This window comes from Brevibacillus sp. MER 51 (assembly GCF_023714195.1).
Taxonomy (GTDB): domain Bacteria; phylum Bacillota; class Bacilli; order Brevibacillales; family Brevibacillaceae; genus Brevibacillus.
In genome coordinates this window covers 295939-316699 of the sequence record NZ_JAMAUS010000004.1, presented here as the reverse complement: position 1 = coordinate 316699, position 20761 = coordinate 295939, and the positions used below count along the sequence as shown (strand labels likewise).

At 49.7% G+C, this 20761-nt stretch carries 20 protein-coding genes; 3 read left to right on the top strand and 17 right to left on the bottom strand.

All coding sequences use genetic code 11. The annotated features are described in order from the left end of the window. Window positions 1-28: 28 nt before the first annotated feature. On the bottom strand, window positions 29-1309 hold the full coding sequence (locus M3630_RS11210; RefSeq protein ID WP_251252149.1) for a nucleotide sugar dehydrogenase: 1281 nt from the start codon (window positions 1307-1309) through the stop codon (window positions 29-31). Continuing rightward, complete coding sequence (locus M3630_RS11205) at window positions 1302-2285, bottom strand: NAD-dependent epimerase (protein ID WP_251252148.1); 984 nt, start codon at window positions 2283-2285, stop codon at window positions 1302-1304. Before M3630_RS11205 ends, M3630_RS11210 begins: the two co-directional genes overlap by 8 nt. Before the next feature lie 191 nt (window positions 2286-2476). On the opposite strand from M3630_RS11205, the gene M3630_RS11200 reads away from it, so the two are divergent. Continuing rightward, on the top strand, window positions 2477-4015 hold the full coding sequence (locus tag M3630_RS11200; protein ID WP_251252147.1) for a glycoside hydrolase family 55 protein: 1539 nt from the start codon (window positions 2477-2479) through the stop codon (window positions 4013-4015). A gap of 55 nt (window positions 4016-4070) precedes the next feature. Here the strand turns inward: M3630_RS11200 and M3630_RS11195 are convergent, their stop codons facing one another. Then, complete coding sequence (locus M3630_RS11195) at window positions 4071-4466, bottom strand: hypothetical protein (RefSeq protein ID WP_353057229.1); 396 nt, start codon at window positions 4464-4466, stop codon at window positions 4071-4073. 111 nt (window positions 4467-4577) lie between these two features. Further along, a complete protein-coding gene (locus M3630_RS11190; protein WP_483298466.1) occupies window positions 4578-7505 on the bottom strand; it encodes a DNA translocase FtsK in 2928 nt (975 codons plus the stop codon). Between the two features lie 170 nt (window positions 7506-7675). Here M3630_RS11190 and M3630_RS11185 point away from each other — a divergent pair, with 170 nt between their 5' ends. Further along, window positions 7676-8950 (top strand): hypothetical protein, encoded by a 1275-nt coding sequence (locus M3630_RS11185; protein ID WP_251252144.1) that lies wholly within the window; start codon window positions 7676-7678, stop codon window positions 8948-8950. Between the two features lie 63 nt (window positions 8951-9013). On the opposite strand, the gene cysC is transcribed toward M3630_RS11185, so the two are convergent. From cysC to M3630_RS11120, 13 genes are all read right to left on the bottom strand, one after another. Then, the gene (cysC, locus tag M3630_RS11180; protein ID WP_173610924.1) at window positions 9014-9619 is read right to left on the bottom strand and encodes an adenylyl-sulfate kinase; all 606 of its coding nucleotides are present in this window, start codon (window positions 9617-9619) and stop codon (window positions 9014-9016) included. A 38-nt stretch (window positions 9620-9657) separates the two neighbouring features. Continuing rightward, a complete protein-coding gene (gene sat, locus M3630_RS11175) occupies window positions 9658-10797 on the bottom strand; it encodes a sulfate adenylyltransferase (RefSeq protein WP_251252143.1) in 1140 nt (379 codons plus the stop codon). A gap of 42 nt (window positions 10798-10839) precedes the next feature. Then, window positions 10840-11556 (bottom strand): phosphoadenylyl-sulfate reductase, encoded by a 717-nt coding sequence (locus tag M3630_RS11170; RefSeq protein ID WP_251252142.1) that lies wholly within the window; start codon window positions 11554-11556, stop codon window positions 10840-10842. Window positions 11557-11571: 15 nt separating this feature from the next. Next, the gene (cobA, locus tag M3630_RS11165; RefSeq protein WP_251252141.1) at window positions 11572-13029 is read right to left on the bottom strand and encodes a uroporphyrinogen-III C-methyltransferase; all 1458 of its coding nucleotides are present in this window, start codon (window positions 13027-13029) and stop codon (window positions 11572-11574) included. A 55-nt stretch (window positions 13030-13084) separates the two neighbouring features. Continuing rightward, window positions 13085-13324 carry a DUF3906 family protein gene (locus tag M3630_RS11160; protein WP_221868112.1) on the bottom strand — a complete coding sequence of 80 codons (240 nt, stop codon included), beginning with the start codon at window positions 13322-13324 and terminating at the stop codon, window positions 13085-13087. A gap of 37 nt (window positions 13325-13361) precedes the next feature. Then, complete coding sequence (locus M3630_RS11155) at window positions 13362-14978, bottom strand: nitrite/sulfite reductase (protein ID WP_251252140.1); 1617 nt, start codon at window positions 14976-14978, stop codon at window positions 13362-13364. Further along, window positions 14944-15756 carry a sirohydrochlorin chelatase gene (locus M3630_RS11150; RefSeq protein ID WP_251252139.1) on the bottom strand — a complete coding sequence of 271 codons (813 nt, stop codon included), beginning with the start codon at window positions 15754-15756 and terminating at the stop codon, window positions 14944-14946. Before M3630_RS11150 ends, M3630_RS11155 begins: the two co-directional genes overlap by 35 nt. A 220-nt stretch (window positions 15757-15976) precedes the next feature. After that, window positions 15977-16744 carry a potassium channel family protein gene (locus M3630_RS11145; RefSeq protein WP_251252138.1) on the bottom strand — a complete coding sequence of 256 codons (768 nt, stop codon included), beginning with the start codon at window positions 16742-16744 and terminating at the stop codon, window positions 15977-15979. Window positions 16745-16891: 147 nt separating this feature from the next. Beyond that, on the bottom strand, window positions 16892-17329 hold the full coding sequence (locus M3630_RS11140; protein ID WP_251252137.1) for a DUF350 domain-containing protein: 438 nt from the start codon (window positions 17327-17329) through the stop codon (window positions 16892-16894). A 21-nt stretch (window positions 17330-17350) separates the two neighbouring features. Next, window positions 17351-18592, bottom strand: a complete 1242-nt coding sequence (locus M3630_RS11135; RefSeq protein WP_251252136.1) for a glutathionylspermidine synthase family protein — start codon at window positions 18590-18592, stop codon at window positions 17351-17353. Between the two features lie 10 nt (window positions 18593-18602). After that, on the bottom strand, window positions 18603-18860 hold the full coding sequence (locus tag M3630_RS11130) for a hypothetical protein (protein WP_173610912.1): 258 nt from the start codon (window positions 18858-18860) through the stop codon (window positions 18603-18605). An 11-nt stretch (window positions 18861-18871) separates the two neighbouring features. Then, window positions 18872-19318: a hypothetical protein gene (locus M3630_RS11125; protein ID WP_173610911.1), complete on the bottom strand. Its 447-nt coding sequence runs from the start codon at window positions 19316-19318 to the stop codon at window positions 18872-18874. 143 nt (window positions 19319-19461) lie between these two features. Next, window positions 19462-20238: an inositol monophosphatase family protein gene (locus M3630_RS11120; RefSeq protein WP_173610910.1), complete on the bottom strand. Its 777-nt coding sequence runs from the start codon at window positions 20236-20238 to the stop codon at window positions 19462-19464. 110 nt (window positions 20239-20348) lie between these two features. Here M3630_RS11120 and M3630_RS11115 point away from each other — a divergent pair, with 110 nt between their 5' ends. Then, complete coding sequence (locus tag M3630_RS11115) at window positions 20349-20726, top strand: hypothetical protein (RefSeq protein WP_173610909.1); 378 nt, start codon at window positions 20349-20351, stop codon at window positions 20724-20726. The last annotated feature ends 35 nt before the right edge of the window (window positions 20727-20761 follow it).

Below are 20761 nucleotides of genomic sequence, written 5' to 3'. Positions count from 1 at the left end.
CAGGTGATCGTTATTCAAATAATGGTCATCATAAACGCCATAGGCTAATTTCTGCCGGGCATGTTTCGCGATTGAGCACGCTTTTCACGTCTGCGATGACACCTTGCCCCTGATTCAAGAGTCCGGCAAGCTCCTCCCATCCCAGGTGCAGATATCGCTCATGAGGTACGGCCAATACGATTCCGTGGGCAGGCTGCAGGTCTTCCCACTCTCGCAATTGAATGCCGTATTCCTCTCTCGTCCGCTCTGGACAAGCCAATTCATCTGTCACTTGGACCTCTACTCCGAACTCCTTCAGTTCCTGGACAATGTCGATGACCCGACTATTGCGAATGTCCGACACGTTTTCTTTAAAGGTGATGCCCATAATCGTGATCCGCGAGCCTTGAATCGCAATATTTTGCCAGATCATTTGTTTCACGAGTGAGGTCGCGACGAACTTGCCCATCCCGTCATTGATCCGTCGTCCAGCGAGTATGACCTGCGGATGATAACCAACACTCTCCGCCTTGTATGTCAAATAGTACGGATCGACGCCAATACAATGACCACCGACGAGTCCCGGAGAGAACGGGAGGAAATTCCATTTTGTTCGAGCGGCTTCGAGCACATCTGCCGTTGAGATGCCCAAGCGGTCAAAAATAATCGAGAGCTCATTGATCAAGGCGATATTGATGTCGCGTTGCGTGTTCTCAATCACCTTGGCTGCCTCAGCCACCTGAATCGAGGGCGCTTTGTGAATACCTGCCTCTACAATCAGCCCATACATCTCGGCAATCGTTTCACACGTCTGGCGATCTTGCCCAGAAACGACCTTGACGATCTGGGACAATCTCCGCTCCCGATCCCCCGGATTGATTCGTTCAGGTGAGTAGCCGACATAAAAATCAATCCCCGCCAGCTTTCCAGACGCTTGTTCCAATACAGGAATACAAATCTCTTCTGTTGCCCCTGGGTATACTGTCGATTCATAGACGACGATAGTCCCTGAACTCAGGTGTTGCCCAACGCTTTCAGACGCGAGAATGAGTGCCCGCATATCGGGCCGTTTCGCAGAATCGACAGGAGTGGGCACCGTTATGATGATAAAATCGCACGCAGCGAGACTTGCAGGGTCATCTGTATACATGATGTTGGCTCGCTTCAGCTCATCTGTCGACATCTCTCCCGTTTCGTCCATTCCACTCTCCAGACTGCGTATGCGTCTTTCGTCTATGTCAAAACCAACCACTGGAAGCACTTGGCCAAAAGCAATCGCGACAGGCAGTCCTACATATCCAAGACCTACGACTCCCACTTTTTTACGCATGAGCGACACCATAATAGCTGACGTACCAGTCTACAAATCGAGATATCCCCACGTCGACTGGTGTTTTTGGGCGAAAGCCTGTCGCCTCATACAGAGCTTCTACTGACGCATAGGTAGCAGGAACATCCCCCGGCTGGATGGGCAAATAGTCGCGAACAGCCTTTTTCCCCAGCTTCTCTTCCAATATTGAGAGAAACGAAAGTAAATCGATCGGCTGGTGATTCCCGATGTTGAACACCTCATGCGGCGCCTTATCCCCCTCCCTCTGCGGGATTCGATTCATCAGTCGCAGCATCCCTTCGACGATATCGTCCACATACGTAAAGTCCCTCGTCATGTTGCCGTAATTGAAAATGCGGACAGGCTCTCCCGACAAAATCGCCTTGGTAAACGTATAAAGCGCCATATCGGGTCGGCCCCAAGGCCCATATACCGTAAAGAAGCGAAGTCCCGTCGCAGGCAAGCCGTATAAATGACTATAGGTATAGGCCATCAGTTCATTGGCTTTTTTCGTTGCTGCGTACAAGCTGACCGGCTCATCTACGGGATCGTACTCCGCAAATGGTAGCTTTGTGTTCCCTCCGTAGACGGAGCTTGAAGATGCGTAGAGCAACTGCTTGACCCTCGACTGACGGCATCCTTCCAAAATGTGCAGAAACCCGGTGATATTGGAAGTCGTATAGGCGTGAGGATTTTCCAGACTGTACCTGACGCCCGCTTGAGCGGCCAAGTGAATGACAATTTCCGGCTCCATCTCTCGGAACAACTCGTCCATTTTGCTCTGATCTGCAATATCCGCTTTGACAAAACGAAAGGATGGATACGCTTGGAGGATTTCCAGTCGGTTGCTCTTCAAGACCGGGTCGTAATACTCATTGCAATTATCTACCCCCCAGACCGTCTGTCCTTGTTCCAAAAGCCGTCGTGCTACATGAAAACCGATAAATCCAGCTGCACCAGTCACCAAAATCGACATACTATCCACCTCTTTGCTTATTCATACGGAGGTTCTAGGACAAATATGCCAGTGGCTGCCCAAAGTTTATGGAACACATTTTTGTGTAGTCCATGCCCTTTTTATTAAATGGTTGTCAACATTTGAGAAATAGTTGAATGAAATGAAATGAAGACAATCTTGTCTACCAATTACTGGAGGAGAATGCTTTTATGTGGATTGATGTAAAAACACACGGAGCGAAGGGGGATGGAGTGACCGACGATACCCAAGCAATCCAGGCTGCATTGACTGCTGCTCTGAACCTGCAAATCCCATTATTTTTTCCTGCTGGCACCTATATCATTGAGCCAAACAGACTGGAGGTCATCCTAGGAGCAGGAAAAAGCCTAGTGATGCAGGGAATCGGTCCGTTTTCCGTGTTAAAAAGGAAAGCCAATTCATCTGGCGCAGATTGGCGCTGGCTTTTCTCGATCACGTCCTCGGGTGGTGATGCTGATTCTTTTGTGGTCTCCAACCTGAAGATTGATTCCAATGCAAGAGCAAATCCGCTGCCACCCGATCCTTACGATTACGAACATAGCGCTGATTTCTACATTCGTGGTGGAGGTCCTAGTAGCTATATCAATTACGTAGCGCTACAACAAGTATGGTGTACGGATGGAGTCGCCGACCATTTTTACTTTGCCGGGGAAACGAACTGCTATGTCCGCACTGTGCAAATTACCGATTTTTATAGCGACAACCGCAAGCGTACACGCTCAGACATTACGGTGACGGGTGGCCTGGAGCGGCTAAATGCAACGAATGTAGCTTGTGATCGTTTTGAAGTCGAGCTCAATCAAGGGTACGACGGAGCCACACCCATGTTCGTAAACCTGAGCAATATCTCTTGCCGTCAACAGCTCGACTTGGAAGGAGATTTGTCCTCCCCGATGGTCGTGCAAGGTAGTAATCTGGTTTCGCTCGCCAGCTTCAGTCTTACTGGCATGACAGGCTGTATCAGCTCCTCGGTTTTTTATACGGCACCTGATCAGAAAAATCGGGTGAACTTTATGAAAAACATGACCTTCAGCAACTGTCGCTGGGTATTGCATACGACCTCGCAAGGAAGTACAAAGACGGTAGGTACTGGTCTAACCGTGGACTATTCGGATGTAGGACTTGTATTTGATGGCTGTAGCTTCGAGGCCAATGATACAGCGACTTCCATCGGCGGCTACGCCTTGAGCTTGGAGCCATGGGATGTGCTCGCCGAGCGGCATGTTACCGTGAGAAGTTGTTCGTTTGACCCTCGACTGACCCAAAACATTTCATTGAACCGCTGCGGAAACGTCTATCTCATAAACAACCGTTATTCCGGATCTGACCACGCGATCATGCTCTACGGCACTGGAACGTACCCATTGGTAGTCACCGTGGATGGTGGCGACTTCAGCCAGGTTACCGGAAAAATGTTTTATCACAAGACTTCGGATAAAATAACCCTCTCCATGAAAAACCTCCCTGTTCCTGTCTCCCTCACTAGCGGCTACAAATCCGAAAACTCTTCCTATATCCCAACTGTTTCCATCAACGAACGTGTGGTGTATGTCGCAACAGCCCCCAGCGCCTCCGTCAAATACGGTGGTCTCAAAGGCGATACTCTGCGCTTGATCACTCCTGTAAACAATCAACCATGCGAATGGATTGCAACTACGACAAATAAAACTGCCTGCACCTGGCTTGTGACCAAAACAGCCAAAAGCTAAGGGGAATGAAAAACATCCATCTGCCCCTCGTTGTGGGATAGATGGATGTTTATTATTAGGCAATACGCTCTAAATCCGGATTGTACCGTTTCACGTAGGTATAAATTTCTTCTCCAAGCAATTGCGTTCTCACTAGCTCATCTGCCCGTTCACTCAAGTGCCGGGTGAGTTGATTGGTTCCATTTTCGATGCGTCTTTTGGCAGCCTCAGGCAGTGTCAATACATGCGGTACGAGCAATTGCAGGTACCATACGCCCTTTTCTTCCTCGGAGACATCGATCTCCAGTTCCATGTCCGGACTGTCGAAATCGTACAGCTGGTTAAAGAGCCATTCTCTTTTTTCCAGCGTCATTGCGGCAATGTCGATTTTTTCCACGCTCAAATAATACTCTTCATTAAACAAGACAAGTTTGTCGTCAATTTCCTGATACTTTTTCGCCAGCGGATTCATCGTCATCGATCCTTTCCATCTCACATCTATTTTATAGCATACTACCTTACTGAATATTTAGGCAACTCGTCCGTTTAGAAAGGGCCTTGCTCCATGCAAGACCCTCGTTTTCTACAGGAGTGTCGATCCCTCCACTACGGCTTGTGCGTCCTCCTTGGAAATAAGGACAGCGCGAGCCTTACCGCCGCTTTGTCCTGCGACGTATCCATCTGCCTCCATCATTTCGATGAGACGGGCAGCACGGTTATATCCGACGCGGAAACGACGTTGCAATCCTGATGCAGAAGCTTGACCCTGCTCGGCCACGAACACGAGCGCTTCCTGATACAACGGATCGTCTCCACTGTCAAACGATGCAACCTGCTGCTCCAAATCCTCTTTGCTGAAAATGTACGCAGGCTTTCTTTGCTTTTTGATCATGTGCGTGATTCGCTCGATCTCGTCATCCGAGACGAAGTTCCCTTGCAGACGAACCGGAGTCGTGCCGCTCTCAAGGAACAGCATGTCCCCTCTACCCAACAGTCGTTCTGCCCCAGATTGATCGAGAATCGTACGCGAGTCAACTTGGGAGAATACGGCAAAAGCAAGACGCGTCGGTACATTTGCCTTGATGTTTCCGGTAATGACATCCACAGATGGGCGCTGTGTCGCCAAAAGCAAATGAATACCGCAAGCACGTGCCTTCTGAGCGATCCGGATAATACAATCCTCGACATCCTGCGGCGAGACCATCATCAGGTCAGCCAGCTCATCGATGATGATCACGATATAAGGCAGCTGATCATCTGTCGTCTGATTGTAGCGATCAATATCGCGAACACCCGCATCTACGAAAAGAGCATAGCGCTTCTCCATTTCTTCCACGGCCCACTTGAGAGATGCCGTTGCCTGCTTGGCCTCTGTCACGACAGGCGTAACCAGATGAGGCAAGTGATTGTAAGGCGCGAGCTCCACCATTTTCGGATCGATCAAGAGCAATCGCACCTGCTCAGGAGTCGCTTTGTACAGCAGACTGACGATGATCGAGTTGATGCACACACTTTTACCCGAGCCTGTCGAGCCGGCAATCAAACCGTGCGGCATCTTTTTAATATCCGCAATAATCGGCTCTCCACCGATGTCCATACCGAGTGCGACCGCCAGCGGAGATGAATGCTCCTGAAACTTGTCTGAACTGATGATCTTCTCGATTAATACAGGTTGGCTGGACATATTCGGGACTTCGATCCCAATGGCATTGCGTCCTGGAATCGGTGCCTCGATGCGAATATCTTTGGCAGCCAAATTCAGCTTAATATCGTCAATCAATCCCGTAATCTTGTTCACCTTTACCCCGGGAGCCGGTTGCAACTCAAAGCGTGTCACGGATGGACCTTTGACAATCCCTACGACCTGAGCGCTGACATTGAAATTCGCGAGCGTCTCTTCCAATAACAGCTTTTGAATTTGGGTATGCTCATCGTCATCATCGCTGACCGGCGGGCTCGGATTCAGCAGTCCCAAATCCGGCAAGGCGTATGGCGGCTGTGTGGACTCTGCTCCTTGGTCAGCTTCATTGGACGAGTCTTTTACCGGAGCTGACGCAGGCTGCACCGCCCTGGATGCCTGGGACATGTTCACGGGCTGTGCTGTGGATGAAGCAGGGACTGGGGCTGGAACGGTTTCTGCAACAGAGGTTGCAACTGGTACTACAACCGGTTCCACAACGGACTCCACAATTGGTTGAACAATGGATTCAGGCTCAGTTGGTTCTGTTTGCTCTGACGTATCTTCGGAGACCGAACCCACTCCTGCTGAACTGAGCTCCAGAGTATCTACTTCTGCTCTCTCTAGCAAACGACTGATAGCAGGTGCATAGGCAGGCTTTTCGACGCCATCGCTCTCTAGGGCCGTATCGACTGCTTGATTCTCCTCACCAACAGAAGGAGCCTGCACGTTAACGCCATCATGCTCGCTTTCCACCTGCACAACCGCACTGAGTGTAGTAACCAGTCTATGCTCGGTTTCTTCATGTGCTTGCCGCTCTTCCATCGTTTGAGAGTAGACTGTAGGTTCTGGTTGCCCAATAGACTCCGATACCTCTTCTTCCTCATGCACATCAGCCACCGTCTCTTCGACTTTTGGCTCGAATTCGTCAGAATCAGAATCTTGCAGCGCCGTCGCTTTTATTTCTTCTACTACCGTCTCTTCCAATTGTACGGAAGCAGCAACTTCTTGTTCTGAATCAAGAGCATCTGCCACAGCAGTCTTTGCAACAGCATTTTCTCCTTCATTATGTACAGAATCATTCGCAACAAAAGCATGCTGCGGTTCATTTTGCTCAGTAAATGCAGACTCTTGCTCCTCTGGAAAATATCGCTCGCTTATCTCTTGTTCCCACTGCTTCATCTGCTGCAAATGCTCTTCTTGTTCCAAACGTGGGTAAATGATTCCCGCAGTCGTATGGATGCGATGTTCCGCCTCGCGCGTCGCCGGAGTAATCTTCCCGTAAACAGGCGAAACGATTTCAGAAGGCTGATAGGCACGCTTTTCTTCTGTAGAAAAAACGGTCCTCGTCACTTTTTCCACTTCTTTTTGCGGCGTACGGACGGGACGCTGCTGTATCTCGCTGTTGTTTTTGACAAGCTCAGGTTTCTTTTTCTCGAAAACGGGCTCTGTCTTTGTTTCTGGCACGCGATCATTGGCTGGCCGCATCGTTTCACGCTTCGGCTCGAATCGCTCACGAGGTGCCTGTTGGCGACTGCGTTCATTCGATTCGGCAGAATTTACGCTTTGATTGCGCTTCCTCTCCAAATAGTCATCCGGGACAACCGGAAAACGAAATTGACGCTCTCTTCTTTGACGCACATTGTCTTCTATATCTCGATTGTCTACCCGCTCTTTTGGGTATATGCTTTTTGTTCTCGCCTGAGGCTGAGGCTGACGGGGAACGGGATTACCTGTTGGGTTACCGGTACCTGCTGGACGGCCTTCTTCCTCTATTTCTTCTTCTCTTTCTCCCTGAAAAAAGTTCATCAGCTTTTGAAGCCACGACCACATGTTGCAACGCCCTTTCTTCACTAACCATCTTCTCCCCTTCATTTTACCATGAATAATGAGGCAGAATTAGCCGGATTGTGATTTTTTTCCGTTTTTGCGAAACCTTTTCTCTATTTGTGCGTAGAACAAAGGGGGAATAAAAAATAATATACATAGGGGAGGAACACATCATGTGGAAAAAAGGTAGCGCCCTTCTGGTAGCAGGTACAGTACTGCTGACCGGTTGTGCAGGCGAGGCATCCCTGGTGCGTGATTCTATCGTAGCGACCATTGACAAGCCTAACTATGATTTTGAAGGCACTTTGAAGCTGACAGGAGACGTTGAGAAATTGCCTGAAGCATTCGGAGAACCGGTTGACAAAGAAGAGCAAGCATTGTTGTCCGCTTTGAAAGCAGGCGTAACAGTAAAAGGATCCCAGCTGGATCTGGACACTGTGAAGTTTGAAGTGGAAGTAAAAGACGACAAGCTCCTGCGCGACAACAAGCTCTGGACAGGTGACAAAAAAGCATCCGTTGAAACCATCGTTGACGAGGATAAAGTCTACGTGAAGTCTCCACTGGACAGCAAGTACTTGGTAATCGATTCGAACGCTTCCAATCCTTTCATGGCTGAGCTTGGCGGCTCCGATGCTGCTAACGCTGCGAAGCTGAAAGAATACCAAGACAAAATGAACGACCTTACTTTCAACTTTGTGAAAAAGTATGTAAGTAAATATGGCTATACATTGGCTGACGCGAAAAACCATGGCAAACAATCCGTAACATTGCCGAACGGTGAAAAAGTAGAAGCAACTCATGTAACTGTAAAAATCGACGCAAAAGAATTGGTAAAAATGTTCTTCTTCACAGCTAACGATGCAGTAGCTAGCAAAGAAGTAAAAGATTTCGCGATCGATATGATGGTACTGACCACTTCCATGACAGAAGATCTGTATCCGGAACTGGGCAAGAAAACCACAGAAGCTGAGAAGCGCGCAAATGCGGAAGCGATGGTAAACGAAGGCATGGCTGAAGCGAAAAAATGGTTGGATGAAACAGGTAAAGCATACACACCTGAAAAAATCGTAGAAGAAATGAAAAAAGAAGGCTTCCACAAGCTCGCTTGGAACCTCGACTTCTACATCGACAGCAACAAAATGCCTGTGAAACAAACAAGCGATTTGAGCGTAACTTTCCAAGCTCCTGAAATGAAGCAAGCTGTAACAATCGGTCTGGCTGCTGATCAATATGCATACAACTTCGGAAAAGCAACCAAGTTCAGTGCGCCAGCAAAAGATGCTGGTCTGACTGTAGAACAGCTGGTGAAAGATGAAAAAGCAATCAACAGCTTTAGCGACAAAGGCTTTGTTCGTCCAATCGCTGAAAACATGGTTGATCAACAAAAATGGATGGAAGAATTGTCTGAGGATCTGGAAGTTGAAGAAGCAGCGACCACTACGAAGTAATATTTTTCCTCACGAAGAAAGCACGGCGCCTCTCGCGTCGTGCTTTTTTACCTATCCATAAAACTAGAGAATCTTGTGCTTTTCCAGGTATGTAAGGACAATCTGGACAGCTTCTTCAATGGTCTGCTTGTCGCTCTCAATGACTAACTCCGCTTGAACAGGCTCTTCATACGGCGCTGATATCCCCGTAAACTGACCAATCTCCCCACTTCTCGCTTTTTGATACAATCCCTTCACATCCCGGCGCTCACACTCATCCAACGAACATTTTACATATACCTCGATGAATTCCCCAGCTTCTACCAGATTACGCGCAAGCTCCCGGTCTTCCCGATAAGGAGAGATAAATGCCGTCAAGGTAATCACGCCTGCCTCTACGAACAGCTTCGCAACCTCGCCAATTCGGCGAATATTTTCCCGTCTATCCTCTGCCCCAAACCCCAATCCCCGGTTTAAGCCGTGACGTATATTGTCACCATCCAGTACGTAACTGGCTACCCCTCTTTGATGGAGCTCATGCTCGACTGCATTCGCCAACGTTGATTTGCCAGCACCAGACAGCCCCGTAAACCATAAGACACAGCTTTTGTGGCCCGCACGCTTCTGTCGGTCTTGTTTCGTTACCGTCGTCGGATGCCATACGATATTCGCGGTACCCTCTCTACTCATCGTCTCTCCCCTCTCGCACAACCGATTTTTTCAGCGGATTAGACGGACACCGGGCGCAGCCCCTCGATCAATACCCGCGCAACCTCAGGACGGCTAAATTCAGGTGGCGGAGCCTCGCCACGCGACAGCATTTCCCTCACCTTGGTTCCAGACAGCGCGACATGATCCTCGCTATCATGCGGGCACGTTTTGGTAGACGCCATGTTTCCGCAGGTCTTGCAATAAAAGCTGTTCTCGAAAAATAATGGTGTAATTCCTAGCTCCTCTGGCTGGAACTGGCGGAAAATATGCTGGGCATCGTAAGTCCCGTAATAGTTGCCAACGCCAGCGTGGTCCCGGCCTACAATAAAATGAGTGCAGCCATAATTCTTCCTCACCAATGCATGAAAAATCGCTTCCCGCGGTCCTGCATAGCGCATGGCAGCCGGGAACACAGCCAACTCTACCCGTGTAGCCGGATAGTATTTTTCCAGCAATACCTGGTAGCTGTTCATCCGCACATCAGCAGGAATGTCATCTGCCTTCGTTTCGCCCACAAGAGGATTTAAAAACAGACCGTCGACGATTTCGAGAGCTGACTTTTGGATGTATTCATGCGCGCGGTGGACTGGGTTGCGTGTCTGAAAGCCGACAATCGTTTTCCAGCCCTTCTCGGCAAATCTTTCTCTCGTTTGTGCCGGATCGAAGTGATAGCTGGCAAAATGCCCTTTTTCGGTGCGCTTTACCAACGTAATTGGGCCAGCCAAATAAACAGCGGGACGCTCCAGCAGCTTTTTCACCCCGGGATGATTCGTATCGTCGGTGCCATAGACGAGCCGAGCTTCTCGCTCCTTGTCAGGTGAATAAATATCGGTAATTGCAAGAATGCCGTAGACCCCCCCCTGATGACTCAACCGCACCATGTCTCCGATCTGCAACGCTCCTGCGACAGTGGTCGAGACCGGAAGTGTTATTGGAATGCTCCAAACGGTACCATTTGCCAGCCGCAGCTGCTCAACGACAGAAATATAATCCGCCCGATTCAAAAACCCTTCAAGCGGACTGTAGCCTCCAATCCCGATTAACTCCAGATCTGCGAGTGCAAATGCATCTATCTCCACCTCATGCGTAGTCACTGACAGGTCTGCCTGTGGATCAAAACGGTTTACCAACTCTCCCCCGTGAGGTTTCCCACTCATACAAAAGCCCCTCCTATCCTTGATTTGTTCTTCTCTTTCTCCTTACCTTGCGAGATGAAGACCACATTCCGTTTTCCCTGCTTGCGCCCAGCGCCCTGCTCTTGAATCCTCGCCCTCTTTTACAGGACGCGTACAAGGAGCACAGCCGATGCTCGGATAGCTCTGGTCGTGAAGGGGGTTGTACGGCAATTCAAATGCTCGGATGTACTGCCACACTTCTTCCGACTTCCAATGAATGAGCGGGCAAATTTTCAACGACTGGAATTTTTCATCGCGATTGATAAACGCGACATTCGCTCTCGTTGCAGACTGCTCTCTGCGCAGCCCTGACATCCATGCAACCGCTCCAGTCAGCACACTTTCCATCGGCAGTACCTTGCGGATATGGCAGCACATATCCGGCTGCCTGCTCCACAATTCTTCGCCATGGAGGTCTGCCTGCTGTGCCAGCGTGATGTCCGGCTGCTTGACTGTTATACGCAGCGCCGGATACCTTGCTCTCACCTGGTCAATCAAGCTGTATGTCTCGGAAAAGTGGAGATTGGTATCCAAAAAGGTGACCTTGGCATCCTTTTTCACATCGCTGATCATATCGAGCAGCACCATGGCCTCCGCTCCAAAGCTACACGAATAAATCAAATCATCCGAAAACGTGGTGTAGGCCCATTTGATTACTTCTATGGTGTCGCCCTTTTCGAGACGATTATTGATAGAAGCGAGTTGTTCCTCTGTCGCTGACGCATAATTTAGCTGGCTCATGTGCCCCCTCCTTGATCATTTAGCGTACGACTCCTTCAGCTCGTTTATATTGATCGCGTTATCTTCTTGGCTGCTCACGAATTGCCAGCCCATTTCTCTGGCTGCATCCGCTGTTTCCTTTCCGACACATACGATTGGTGTCTTTGACCAGGCATCGCCAGCGAATTGGGCCAGCGCTGACAGCGTATGGACATCATCCGTGGCTAGCCAGTCAAATGAGCATCCTGCCATCTTTTCATTGGGGTTCTTCCCATCCCATTCGAACGTGCCCGCTTGGATCACTTGAATCGCCTTGCCATCGTCCAACCTGATTTTTTGCGGCTTCCCTTCCCCTGCGTAAAGCACCTGCTCTTCTTTTTCCAAGGCAAGCAGGTCAGGGAATGCCAGCAGTGACGTGTTTTCATCGAGCACCAAGTCCGGATATATCCCCTGTTTCTCGAAAGCCGCATATGCCCGTTGTCCACAAACAGCCAGCTTGCTCGTTAAGCGCCGTACATCGTAGCGCTGTTGTCGCAGGGCAGAAGTAAAAAAGGATACCTGCTGCGCATTCTGGAAGACGAGCCAACGATAAGTGGCAAGCTCTGTCAATGGGATGTCAAACGTGCAGCGTTCGATCAAAGAAATCGGCATGACTTCGGCTCCCAACTGTTCCAAGGCAATCAAGAGCTCGCTATTTCCTTCATCGCTTGCTCTTCTTGCAACAGCTACTCGTTTACCGAACAAGGGGCGGGATTCGTACCAGTTCAGCGATTCCCGCAGACGGACGACCTCCCCTACGATAATGATAGCGGGTGCGGCAAAACGAGCCTGCTCGACTTCCTTATCTATCGTCCCAAGCTGGCCGATCAGCGTCTCCTGCTCACGCACCGTCCCCCAGCGCACGAGAGCAACGGGTGTATCGGCGTCTTTTCCATGCGCAAGAAGGCGCTCCCTGATCCGAGGCAGATTTTTCACACCCATGTAGATGACCAACGTTTCCATCGAGGCGAGGGCTGCCCAGTCCGGCTCCTTTCCCGCATTTTTTTCACACAAGTGACCGGTGACAAAAGCGACGGAAGAGTTGTAGTCACGATGCGTCAGCGGAATACCCGCATAGAGCGGAGCCGCCATCCCGGAAGTAATCCCCGGGACGATCTCAAACGGAATAGAATGGTCACGGCACATCTGCGCTTCTTCTCCTACCCGCCCGAACATGCTCGGGTCCCCGCCTTTCAGTCGAACGACATACTTCCCTTTTTGGGCTTCCCGAATGAGAAGGAGGTTGATCTCTTCCTGCGGCAATGTATGATGATCGGCCTCTTTCCCGCAATAGATGAGGCTGGCGCCCTTTTTTGCGTACGAGAGAAGCTGCGGGCTTGCCAGGCGATCGTACACAATCACATCCGCAAGACGAAGCGACTCCATGCCGCGAATTGTCAGCAGCTTGGGGTCACCCGGCCCTGCTCCGACAAAAACGACTCTACCTGTGTTCATTGCGAATCCGTCCTCCTTGCTGCTTTGTTCCTTCACAGGAAGAGCCTTGGCTGTATCAGGCAAACGTAGAGGTTTCCACTACGTACCCGACTCCTTGGCGTCCGAGCGGCTTCTTCTCTACCAAGCTCAGCTCTTTGATGCGAGGTGGCGCTATGGTATGTCGCAAGAGATTGTTCTCGGCTGAAGAGAAAGCTCGCTCATCCGTTTGGGCGATCACAACAATCGTCAGTAACCGCCCTTCCTCTAGCACGGCTTCCAGCTTGTAAAGGTAGCTCTCTGCTTGTTCCTCTCCCATGACATTCCCCCCTAATCTAACGCTACCCGCCCTAGCATTACGCTGGTTGCAGAATGGAGTCAACCTGTGCTTGGATATGGGAAAGTCCTACCCGCTCTACGTAGCGCCAGTACGGTTCGTCTTCCTGACGATCCACCTTGTACAGCGTGATCAATTGGGCAAGGAACGGCCCGAGTCTGTCCACAGCAATCCGTGCATTGAGCTTGCGGTTGAATTGCGGTTCCTCCAGTGTCCCGCCTACGAAGATGTCAAACGCCTCTACCATTCCGTCCGCTGTCTTGACCAATGCACCTTGCAGGCCGATATCCGCAATTTGGCGCTGTCCGCAAGAATTCGGGCAACCGATCATGTGAATGCGCAGCGGCGTTTCGAGAACGACCGTATCATCCAAATATTGAGCCAGCGAACGCATCCGCTCCTTGGTCTCCACGATAGCCAGATTGCAATATTCCGTACCTGTACACGATACGGCATACCCGACAAACGTATTGGGCTGCAATTTGAAACGATTCACAATCAACGACTCATTGCGGAAAGCTGCTACTTTTGCTTCAGGAATGTTGCGAATCAGGACATTTTGCGTGTTACAGGTGCCAATCGTCCCATCGCCATATTCGTCCGCCAAACGGGCAAGTTCATTTAGTTCCCTTGCATTCATCCGCCCAACGGGAACAGACAAGCCCGCGTAGTACAGTCCTGCTTGACGTTGCTCGTGAATGCCATAAAAATATCCACCATTCCACCCCGCGGTTAAATCGATACCACCTGGCTCTAATTCGCCAACCAGCTCCAGTAATTGCTCCTTGAACTTTTCCGGTCCCCAGTCAGCGACCAAGAACTTTAGACGTGCATGTGTACGTTTTTGACGGTAACCGAAATCACGGTATAAAGTCGTAACTCCTGCGGCTACTTTGACGACATTCTCTGGTCGCACGAAAACATCCAGTTGCTTCGCCAAGAATGGCTTCGCTGACAAGCCGCCACCCACCCATACATGAAAGCCGATCACTTCCTCGCCAGCTATGACTTTTTTGGCCGGAGTGAATGCCAGGTCGTTGATTTGCGCATGCGCGGCGTTATGGATGTTGGCAGAAACCGATATTTTGTACTTGCGTGGCAGATTGGAGAAGTCCCGATTGAGCAAGAAAAATTTTTCTAACTCCGCTACGATGGGGCGCGTATCCAGCACTTCATACGGATCAATTCCTGCCAGTGGGTTCCCCATGATTTGCCGCGGGCAGTCTCCACATGACTCAAAAGAGGAAAGTCCGGCTGATGCGAACCGCTCAAAAATGTCAGCGAGCGATTCTACCGTGAGCCAGTGAAATTGCACAGCCTGACGCGTGGTCACATCCACCAGATCACGGCCATAATCTGCTGCGATATTGGCGAGCACCCGAGCTTGTTCACTGCTCAAAATGCCTCCAGGTATTCGTACACGCATCATGAAGTGTCCGTCCTTTGGCCGCTGCTGATAGACGCCTGCCCATTTAAATCGATCCATGTCAGAAGATTCAATCGATGCAAATCCTTCTTTGGAATAGGTGTTTACGATCGTCTCGATGACATCCAGTCCGTCTTTTTCCAGCTTCGTAAACTCCATTTTGTTGAGGGATGGATCAGCAGCCCATTTCCACTGCTTTCTCTCGGCCATGCTCGTACATGCTCCTTTGTGTGAAGATGTCAGTTACCAATGCCATTCGAATCGATTGGCTCATCCAGTCCGCAATCAGTGGATGGGGCAAGTACGCACTGCCCTCATAACGATAAGCCAAGCCCACAAGCCTTTTCGGGATTGCTTGTCGCGTGAAGTAACCTTGGCTGACAAACAGAGGAAGCACGAGAACCTCCCCTTTTTCTGCAAGTAAACAGGCTTGATCGTACAGTGTATCAGGCCTCAGTGTCGCATATCCGGCAGCGGCAAATGCAAAGCGGTTTTGCAAGCGGAATGTCAGACGCAAGAGCAGCTTTTCCCAGCGCTCATGACATCCCGGCAAGTCACTGCCGTGCCCGACGAGCAACAAAGCCTCCTGATTAGGCAAGCGTGATAGACTTGCGATTCGCTCTGCCACAATCTGCTCGACGTTTCCGTGATCCTCCAATGGTGGACACCAAAGAATTCTTGCCTGAACGGGAACGCGAATCAGGTCTGTCTCTCCTGTCGGCCATGGGTCTAGTCCAAGCATCGCGCGGATTTCCCCTACGTGATTGCTTCCAGCCGTAGCGAATAGCGGAACGACGACAATCGTTGTCGCTCCTGATGCTTCCAGACGATTCACTTCCTCGCTGATGCTTCGTCCTTCCACTCCTCCCAAGTAAGCTACCCGAATTGGCAAATCAGTGCGGCACTGCCAAACGGCTGATTCCACCAACGCCAACCAGTCAGGATCCGGTGAACCGTGAGCAATTACCAAAACCGCTGTTTTCGCCATCGGATAATCCCCTTATCCAAACTTATTTTGTAATTCATATGTGTTTACTCGGAATTATAATTTGGATGGATTGCCTCGTCAATAACAAAATCATATTTCACTTGAACATAGTGGTTTGGAAAGTTGCTGTTGTGGAGGGAAGAAGCTTTTAAAACACTATGAAAGTGATTCAAATGGAGAAGAAAAAAGCTGCCAGGCCTAATGCCTGACAGCTCTCCCCTTATTCCTCACTCTTTTTCCTCGTTCGGCGATACAGCAAATCCATGCTTTCTTTGAGCGTTTCATACTCGCGCTCGGTCAAGTTTTCGATCTGTTGGATATTTGTGATCGCCTGCTTTTTGATCTCTTCCGTCAAGCGATCTTTCTCATCCAGGCTTTTGCTTTCATGTGTCTCTGTCCAATGCGTAGCAAAATTTGCCGTCAATGCTCCCAGCATTCCGATCCCCGTTATCATCAAAATCGTCGCCATGATCCTTCCACCTGCCGTCACAGGCGAAATATCACCGTAGCCGACTGTCGTAGTTGTCACAATCGACCACCACAACGCATCCGGGAAGCTTTTGATATTCTCGTTTACACCGTATTCGAGCAAATAAATCGCAGTCGAGCTCCACAGCATGATGATCGTGACGACACCAAATACTTGACGCATCGGGCCAGATCGAATGATTCCCAGCAAAAATGGCGAAGCACGCACGATGCGCACCAGACGAAGCACGCGCATGATTCTGGCTAAATACAAATAAGAGTCCAATGGAATCATTGCGATCAGATCGAACCAGTTGGCATAAACGAATTTTCGTTTGTCCTTCGCCCTCCATAGCCGGACCAAATACTCGACAATCAGCAAAATGATCAGCCCATTGTCTACCTTGTCCATCAGTTCATCCGTCAACAGCGGATGATTGGAGAAGTCTGCGAACAACAGAATCGCATACGTAATCACAAGCATAATGATAAAAATCTCATACATGACGCGCCAGAACAAAAAGACTCCTCCCTGTGCCCGTAAGTACCTGTTCAAAATATGAGCGGTTCCACATCGAAAAAGAGGCGAGAACCTGAAGCGGGAGGAGCCAAATGCAGAGAACCTACATGAGCACCAGACTTCGAAGGTGAACGCCTCTTTCCATGCTTAGTAGCTGATCAGCGCAGCCATCAACAAGCCCGCTGCAATACTCAACCGCGATGCGAAAATACCGACGGATACGTTCCCGTTCGGAATTTCAGACACGACTTTAAATGGTGTGATCCATTCGAACAAATAAAAAATGATGACTTGAAATACCATTCCTACAATACCCCAGATGACCAAATCCCACAAGTTAACGGAGTGGTAAACAGCCGAAGCAAGGACGATTGCCAAACCGATGATTTTTCCTCCCAAATCGTGCGAGGCTGCTTTTGCCGCTGCCATTTTCTTCGGATCGTCAGTCTGTGCTCCCTGCTTGATCAGATCAAACTCCTTGTAAGGAGTCGTAATCGTAAACACAATAATCCCTACAGCCAATATCGGAATGGTCACTGCCAAATACGCCAAAAAGTTTACTACGTAATCCAATTGTCCCAACATGTAAGTTGTCCTCTCCTTTCGCTACTTGTCTATGCCGACCGGCAAATAATATGATAGGTTGTTTGTAATCGGTCCACCGACACGAGCTACAATTGCCGATGCCTCTGTGCCGATCCAAAAGGACCCCCAGAGCAGTCGTCCAGCATAAGCCCCCTTCATCGTCTGAACCGTAATCTCCGGAAGCTCCACCCGTTTCTGATAAATCATCGGCTGCTCCCAGTAAAACTCTTCCTGATCTTTCTCTTGCAGCGTACCATCTGATGCAAACAGCATGACACCGCCACCTTCTCGCCCAAAAATCGGCTTCGTGACGTAGTCCTCCTTGCCTGCAAACCGATTTTCAAAATAAGTAGGCAGCATGTAAGCTTCGATGATCGCGTGCTCCTCTTCGGTGAAAAACTCATTCGCCTCATGCAAGTTCCAGATGAGCGCCTGCAAAGCCTTCGTCTGAATGAGAAACGCAGAAGGAGGATTAATAATGGCGAGCTTTTTGCGGGCAATCAGCGAAAGCACATGCTCACCAGTCGGGTAGCCGTCTTCATCTTGTTCTACCGCCAGCTTTTCCAAAGCATGCAGACGGTACAGCACATCGACTGGGAGTAGCTCCTCATTCTCCTTTACATAGAGCCGATCTTGCCAAACACGCAAATGTTCCAAAGCGGCAAACCGGGCAGAAAGACCCGATTGGTTCAGTAAGTACAATGTCGTTCCCTTGTCTTCCTCATGCCAGTCGAGCGAGCTAAACCAGATAGAATCCGTATCATAGCCTTTCGCCCAATACGCGTCGACCACCTTGCTGAAAGCCGAACGCAACTGCCGCTCCATCCCTTCATTCGGGTCCTCACGCAGGAAATGGCGACAGGCACGACCGTTCACATAAAAAGCCTCGACGATTCCTGTAGGGGTGTCGCTGTTGCACTCAAGCATCTTCAAACCTTCTGTCGTCTGGGCAAAATCAAAGCGTCCAATCACAGTCGGCACCGTTTGGGAAACTACGATCCTGACTGCCTGCAATGCCTGCTTTGGCACTCCCAGTTCCAACAACAGGGAATCCTCTGCACGCTGCAATACCGGAACGACCTTGGTAAAGATTTGCCCCAGTCGCTCGGTTGCCATCGCGATTTCCTCTCGAAAGGTGGGGGAGATCAGGTGAATATCATGGAGCGCATATTCCTCGCCATACATCCAATCCCAGGTAAATACGCCCTCTTCCCGCATCGGACCGTACAGCGCCTCTCGTTCTCGTCGGTTATGGTCTGCCACTTTCCTCACCTCACCCGGAGCTGGAATAGCCCGAGCTGCCGATACCGCCCTTGGAGCTGCTCGTGCTTATCCCACTCGATACTCCGGATTTGCTCTTGTAAGACCTGTAGGTAGAGCTCGAACCCCCACTGCTGCTGCTATCGTCACAATAGCCGTCATTGTCATTATCGTAGCAATCATCATAGTCGTCCCCGGAAGAACAACCGCTGATCGCAAGTGCAGCTACGACGAACAGACCGACTACTTTCTTTGATTTCGTTTGTGCCATTTTTCTTCCTCCTACACTGGCTTCGCGTAGTAAACATAAACCTGCCGATCTTCATCCACCTCGGCCGATGTCTTCTCCCATTCGCGTCCATTCACGTACAAGTAGTCGCTTTGCAAATGCAAGAGAGCATCGTCATCGTCCTTGAAATAAAACGTGTGGACGAGCGGATAAACGCTTGCATTTTCTTGAAATTCACGCATTTCGATCTGGATGCTGCCCCAGCGTGCAGACACAGCCTCCGCGTAATCGACAGCTTGTTCTTCTGTTGAGCGCTTGACGTAAATGACATACGTACCGTTTTCGATTGCACAGGACGTTTTTTCATAAACGACATGCCCCTTCACCAAATAATCGCAAGCGAAACGCAGGGAGACCTCATCTTTGTTCACGTGGTCGTAGTAAAACTGAACTGGGTATCCCCTCGCCTCATCCAGCAGCCGATATTCCATTCGTGCCATTTTTCTCACCTCTTTACCTATCACAGAATAGCAAATCTTTCGCACAATTTTATACGTGCGCCGAAACATTTGGTTGCCAATAAATGAAAAGAAATCCAGCAGAGCCATAAACCGCTACATAAGTCCTGCTTCTTTTGTACCCGTTACTGTCGAATCATACCGCGAATGGTTTCATGCAAATGTCCGTTGCTCGCCATTAAGGAAGGGGTGTGATCTTGTTGGAACGGCTCATGCTGATACGGTTTTCCAGACCAGTCCGTAATCGTTGCACCCGCCTCCTGGGCGATCACAATTCCGGCGGCAACATCCATAATATTGGAGCGTTGCATGACAATATAATCGAGCCATCCGTTTGCCAGCAGGCACCAGTCCAGTGCAGGCGCAATATTTCGCATGAGACGCTTGGTCTGGAATACAAACGGTTCCGTAAAAGCCATCTCTTCCTCCTTCGTTACTGTGTTGCGTCCACGGATGTACGTTCCGACTGCACGTGTGAGGTCTTGTCGGTTATTGACGTTCAATCGTTTTCCGTTCAAATAGGCTCCCTTTCCTTTTTCCGCCCAAAACATTTGACCTGCTACCGGATTGTAGACGACGCCCAGTACCAGCTCGCCCTTGTGCTGCAACGCAATCGAGATTGAGAAATACGGATAGCCGATAAAGTAGTTATTCGTTCCATCTAACGGATCGATAATCCACAGATACTCTTCCTCGCGGGAAACCATTCCGACCTCTTCCGAAAAAATGGTATGTGTCGGGAAGTGGCGATGCAGGACCTCAATGATGCGCTGTTCACTGCCTTTATCCTCTGGCAGCTTCACGTCGTTATGCAATTCCTCATCGGGCACGAGCTGTTCAAGAAAACGTTCCTTCAAAAAGGCACCCGCGACACTTGCTGCTTCTTTTGCAATTTCGATCATGATATTTCGCTCCTTTATACGTTTGGAACACTTTTTTGAACAACCTTCCACTTGCACTTGCATAGGAAAGATTACTATCATAGAGAGATACCCGAAGGAGGGGGATAAATATGAACACCGACTTCATTCGGCTGAAAAATATGGAAGGTGAACTCAAATTCACCCAAATGAACAATAGCTACGGCTTCTCCGTCACCACAAAGGAGCTCGTTTTTTTCAAGCCACATATGACCTACCATTTGTTTTTACAGGATATCATCAGTATGATCCCGATGAAGCTGGACACAAGCCCTGTCACATTTCGGCATCAGAGTCAGACGGTACACGCCTCGTTTGGTTCCGATTACTACAAGCTGACCGCCAAGTGGGCGCGGATTGTTTCACGTTCTGGTATCGTCGAAAAAGAAAATATGGAGTTTATCGTGCCGCTTTCCACCAAAATGCTCACTTACATCTCGGAATACAGTGGTCTCGTTGTCATCAAATAACACCGTCACCCCTCGTTCTCACCTTTTTGATGTGG

Bases quoted from the DNA above. Each gene is read 5' to 3' on its own strand.
- M3630_RS11210 (WP_251252149.1), bottom strand. From the start codon at position 1,309: ATGCGTAAAAAAGTGGGAGTCGTAGGTCTTGGATATGTAGGACTGCCT.
- M3630_RS11205 (WP_251252148.1), bottom strand. From the start codon at position 2,285: ATGTCGATTTTGGTGACTGGTGCAGCTGGATTTATCGGTTTTCATGTA.
- M3630_RS11200 (WP_251252147.1), top strand. From the start codon at position 2,477: ATGTGGATTGATGTAAAAACACACGGAGCGAAGGGGGATGGAGTGACC.
- M3630_RS11195 (WP_353057229.1), bottom strand. From the start codon at position 4,466: ATGAATCCGCTGGCGAAAAAGTATCAGGAAATTGACGACAAACTTGTC.
- M3630_RS11190 (WP_483298466.1), bottom strand. From the start codon at position 7,505: ATGTGGTCGTGGCTTCAAAAGCTGATGAACTTTTTTCAGGGAGAAAGA.
- M3630_RS11185 (WP_251252144.1), top strand. From the start codon at position 7,676: ATGTGGAAAAAAGGTAGCGCCCTTCTGGTAGCAGGTACAGTACTGCTG.
- cysC (WP_173610924.1), bottom strand. From the start codon at position 9,619: ATGAGTAGAGAGGGTACCGCGAATATCGTATGGCATCCGACGACGGTA.
- sat (WP_251252143.1), bottom strand. From the start codon at position 10,797: ATGAGTGGGAAACCTCACGGGGGAGAGTTGGTAAACCGTTTTGATCCA.
- M3630_RS11170 (WP_251252142.1), bottom strand. From the start codon at position 11,556: ATGAGCCAGCTAAATTATGCGTCAGCGACAGAGGAACAACTCGCTTCT.
- cobA (WP_251252141.1), bottom strand. From the start codon at position 13,029: ATGAACACAGGTAGAGTCGTTTTTGTCGGAGCAGGGCCGGGTGACCCC.
- M3630_RS11160 (WP_221868112.1), bottom strand. From the start codon at position 13,324: ATGGGAGAGGAACAAGCAGAGAGCTACCTTTACAAGCTGGAAGCCGTG.
- M3630_RS11155 (WP_251252140.1), bottom strand. From the start codon at position 14,978: ATGGCCGAGAGAAAGCAGTGGAAATGGGCTGCTGATCCATCCCTCAAC.
- M3630_RS11150 (WP_251252139.1), bottom strand. From the start codon at position 15,756: ATGGCGAAAACAGCGGTTTTGGTAATTGCTCACGGTTCACCGGATCCT.
- M3630_RS11140 (WP_251252137.1), bottom strand. From the start codon at position 17,329: ATGTTGGGACAATTGGATTACGTAGTAAACTTTTTGGCGTATTTGGCA.
- M3630_RS11130 (WP_173610912.1), bottom strand. From the start codon at position 18,860: ATGGCACAAACGAAATCAAAGAAAGTAGTCGGTCTGTTCGTCGTAGCT.
- M3630_RS11125 (WP_173610911.1), bottom strand. From the start codon at position 19,318: ATGGCACGAATGGAATATCGGCTGCTGGATGAGGCGAGGGGATACCCA.
- M3630_RS11120 (WP_173610910.1), bottom strand. From the start codon at position 20,238: ATGATCGAAATTGCAAAAGAAGCAGCAAGTGTCGCGGGTGCCTTTTTG.
- M3630_RS11115 (WP_173610909.1), top strand. From the start codon at position 20,349: ATGAACACCGACTTCATTCGGCTGAAAAATATGGAAGGTGAACTCAAA.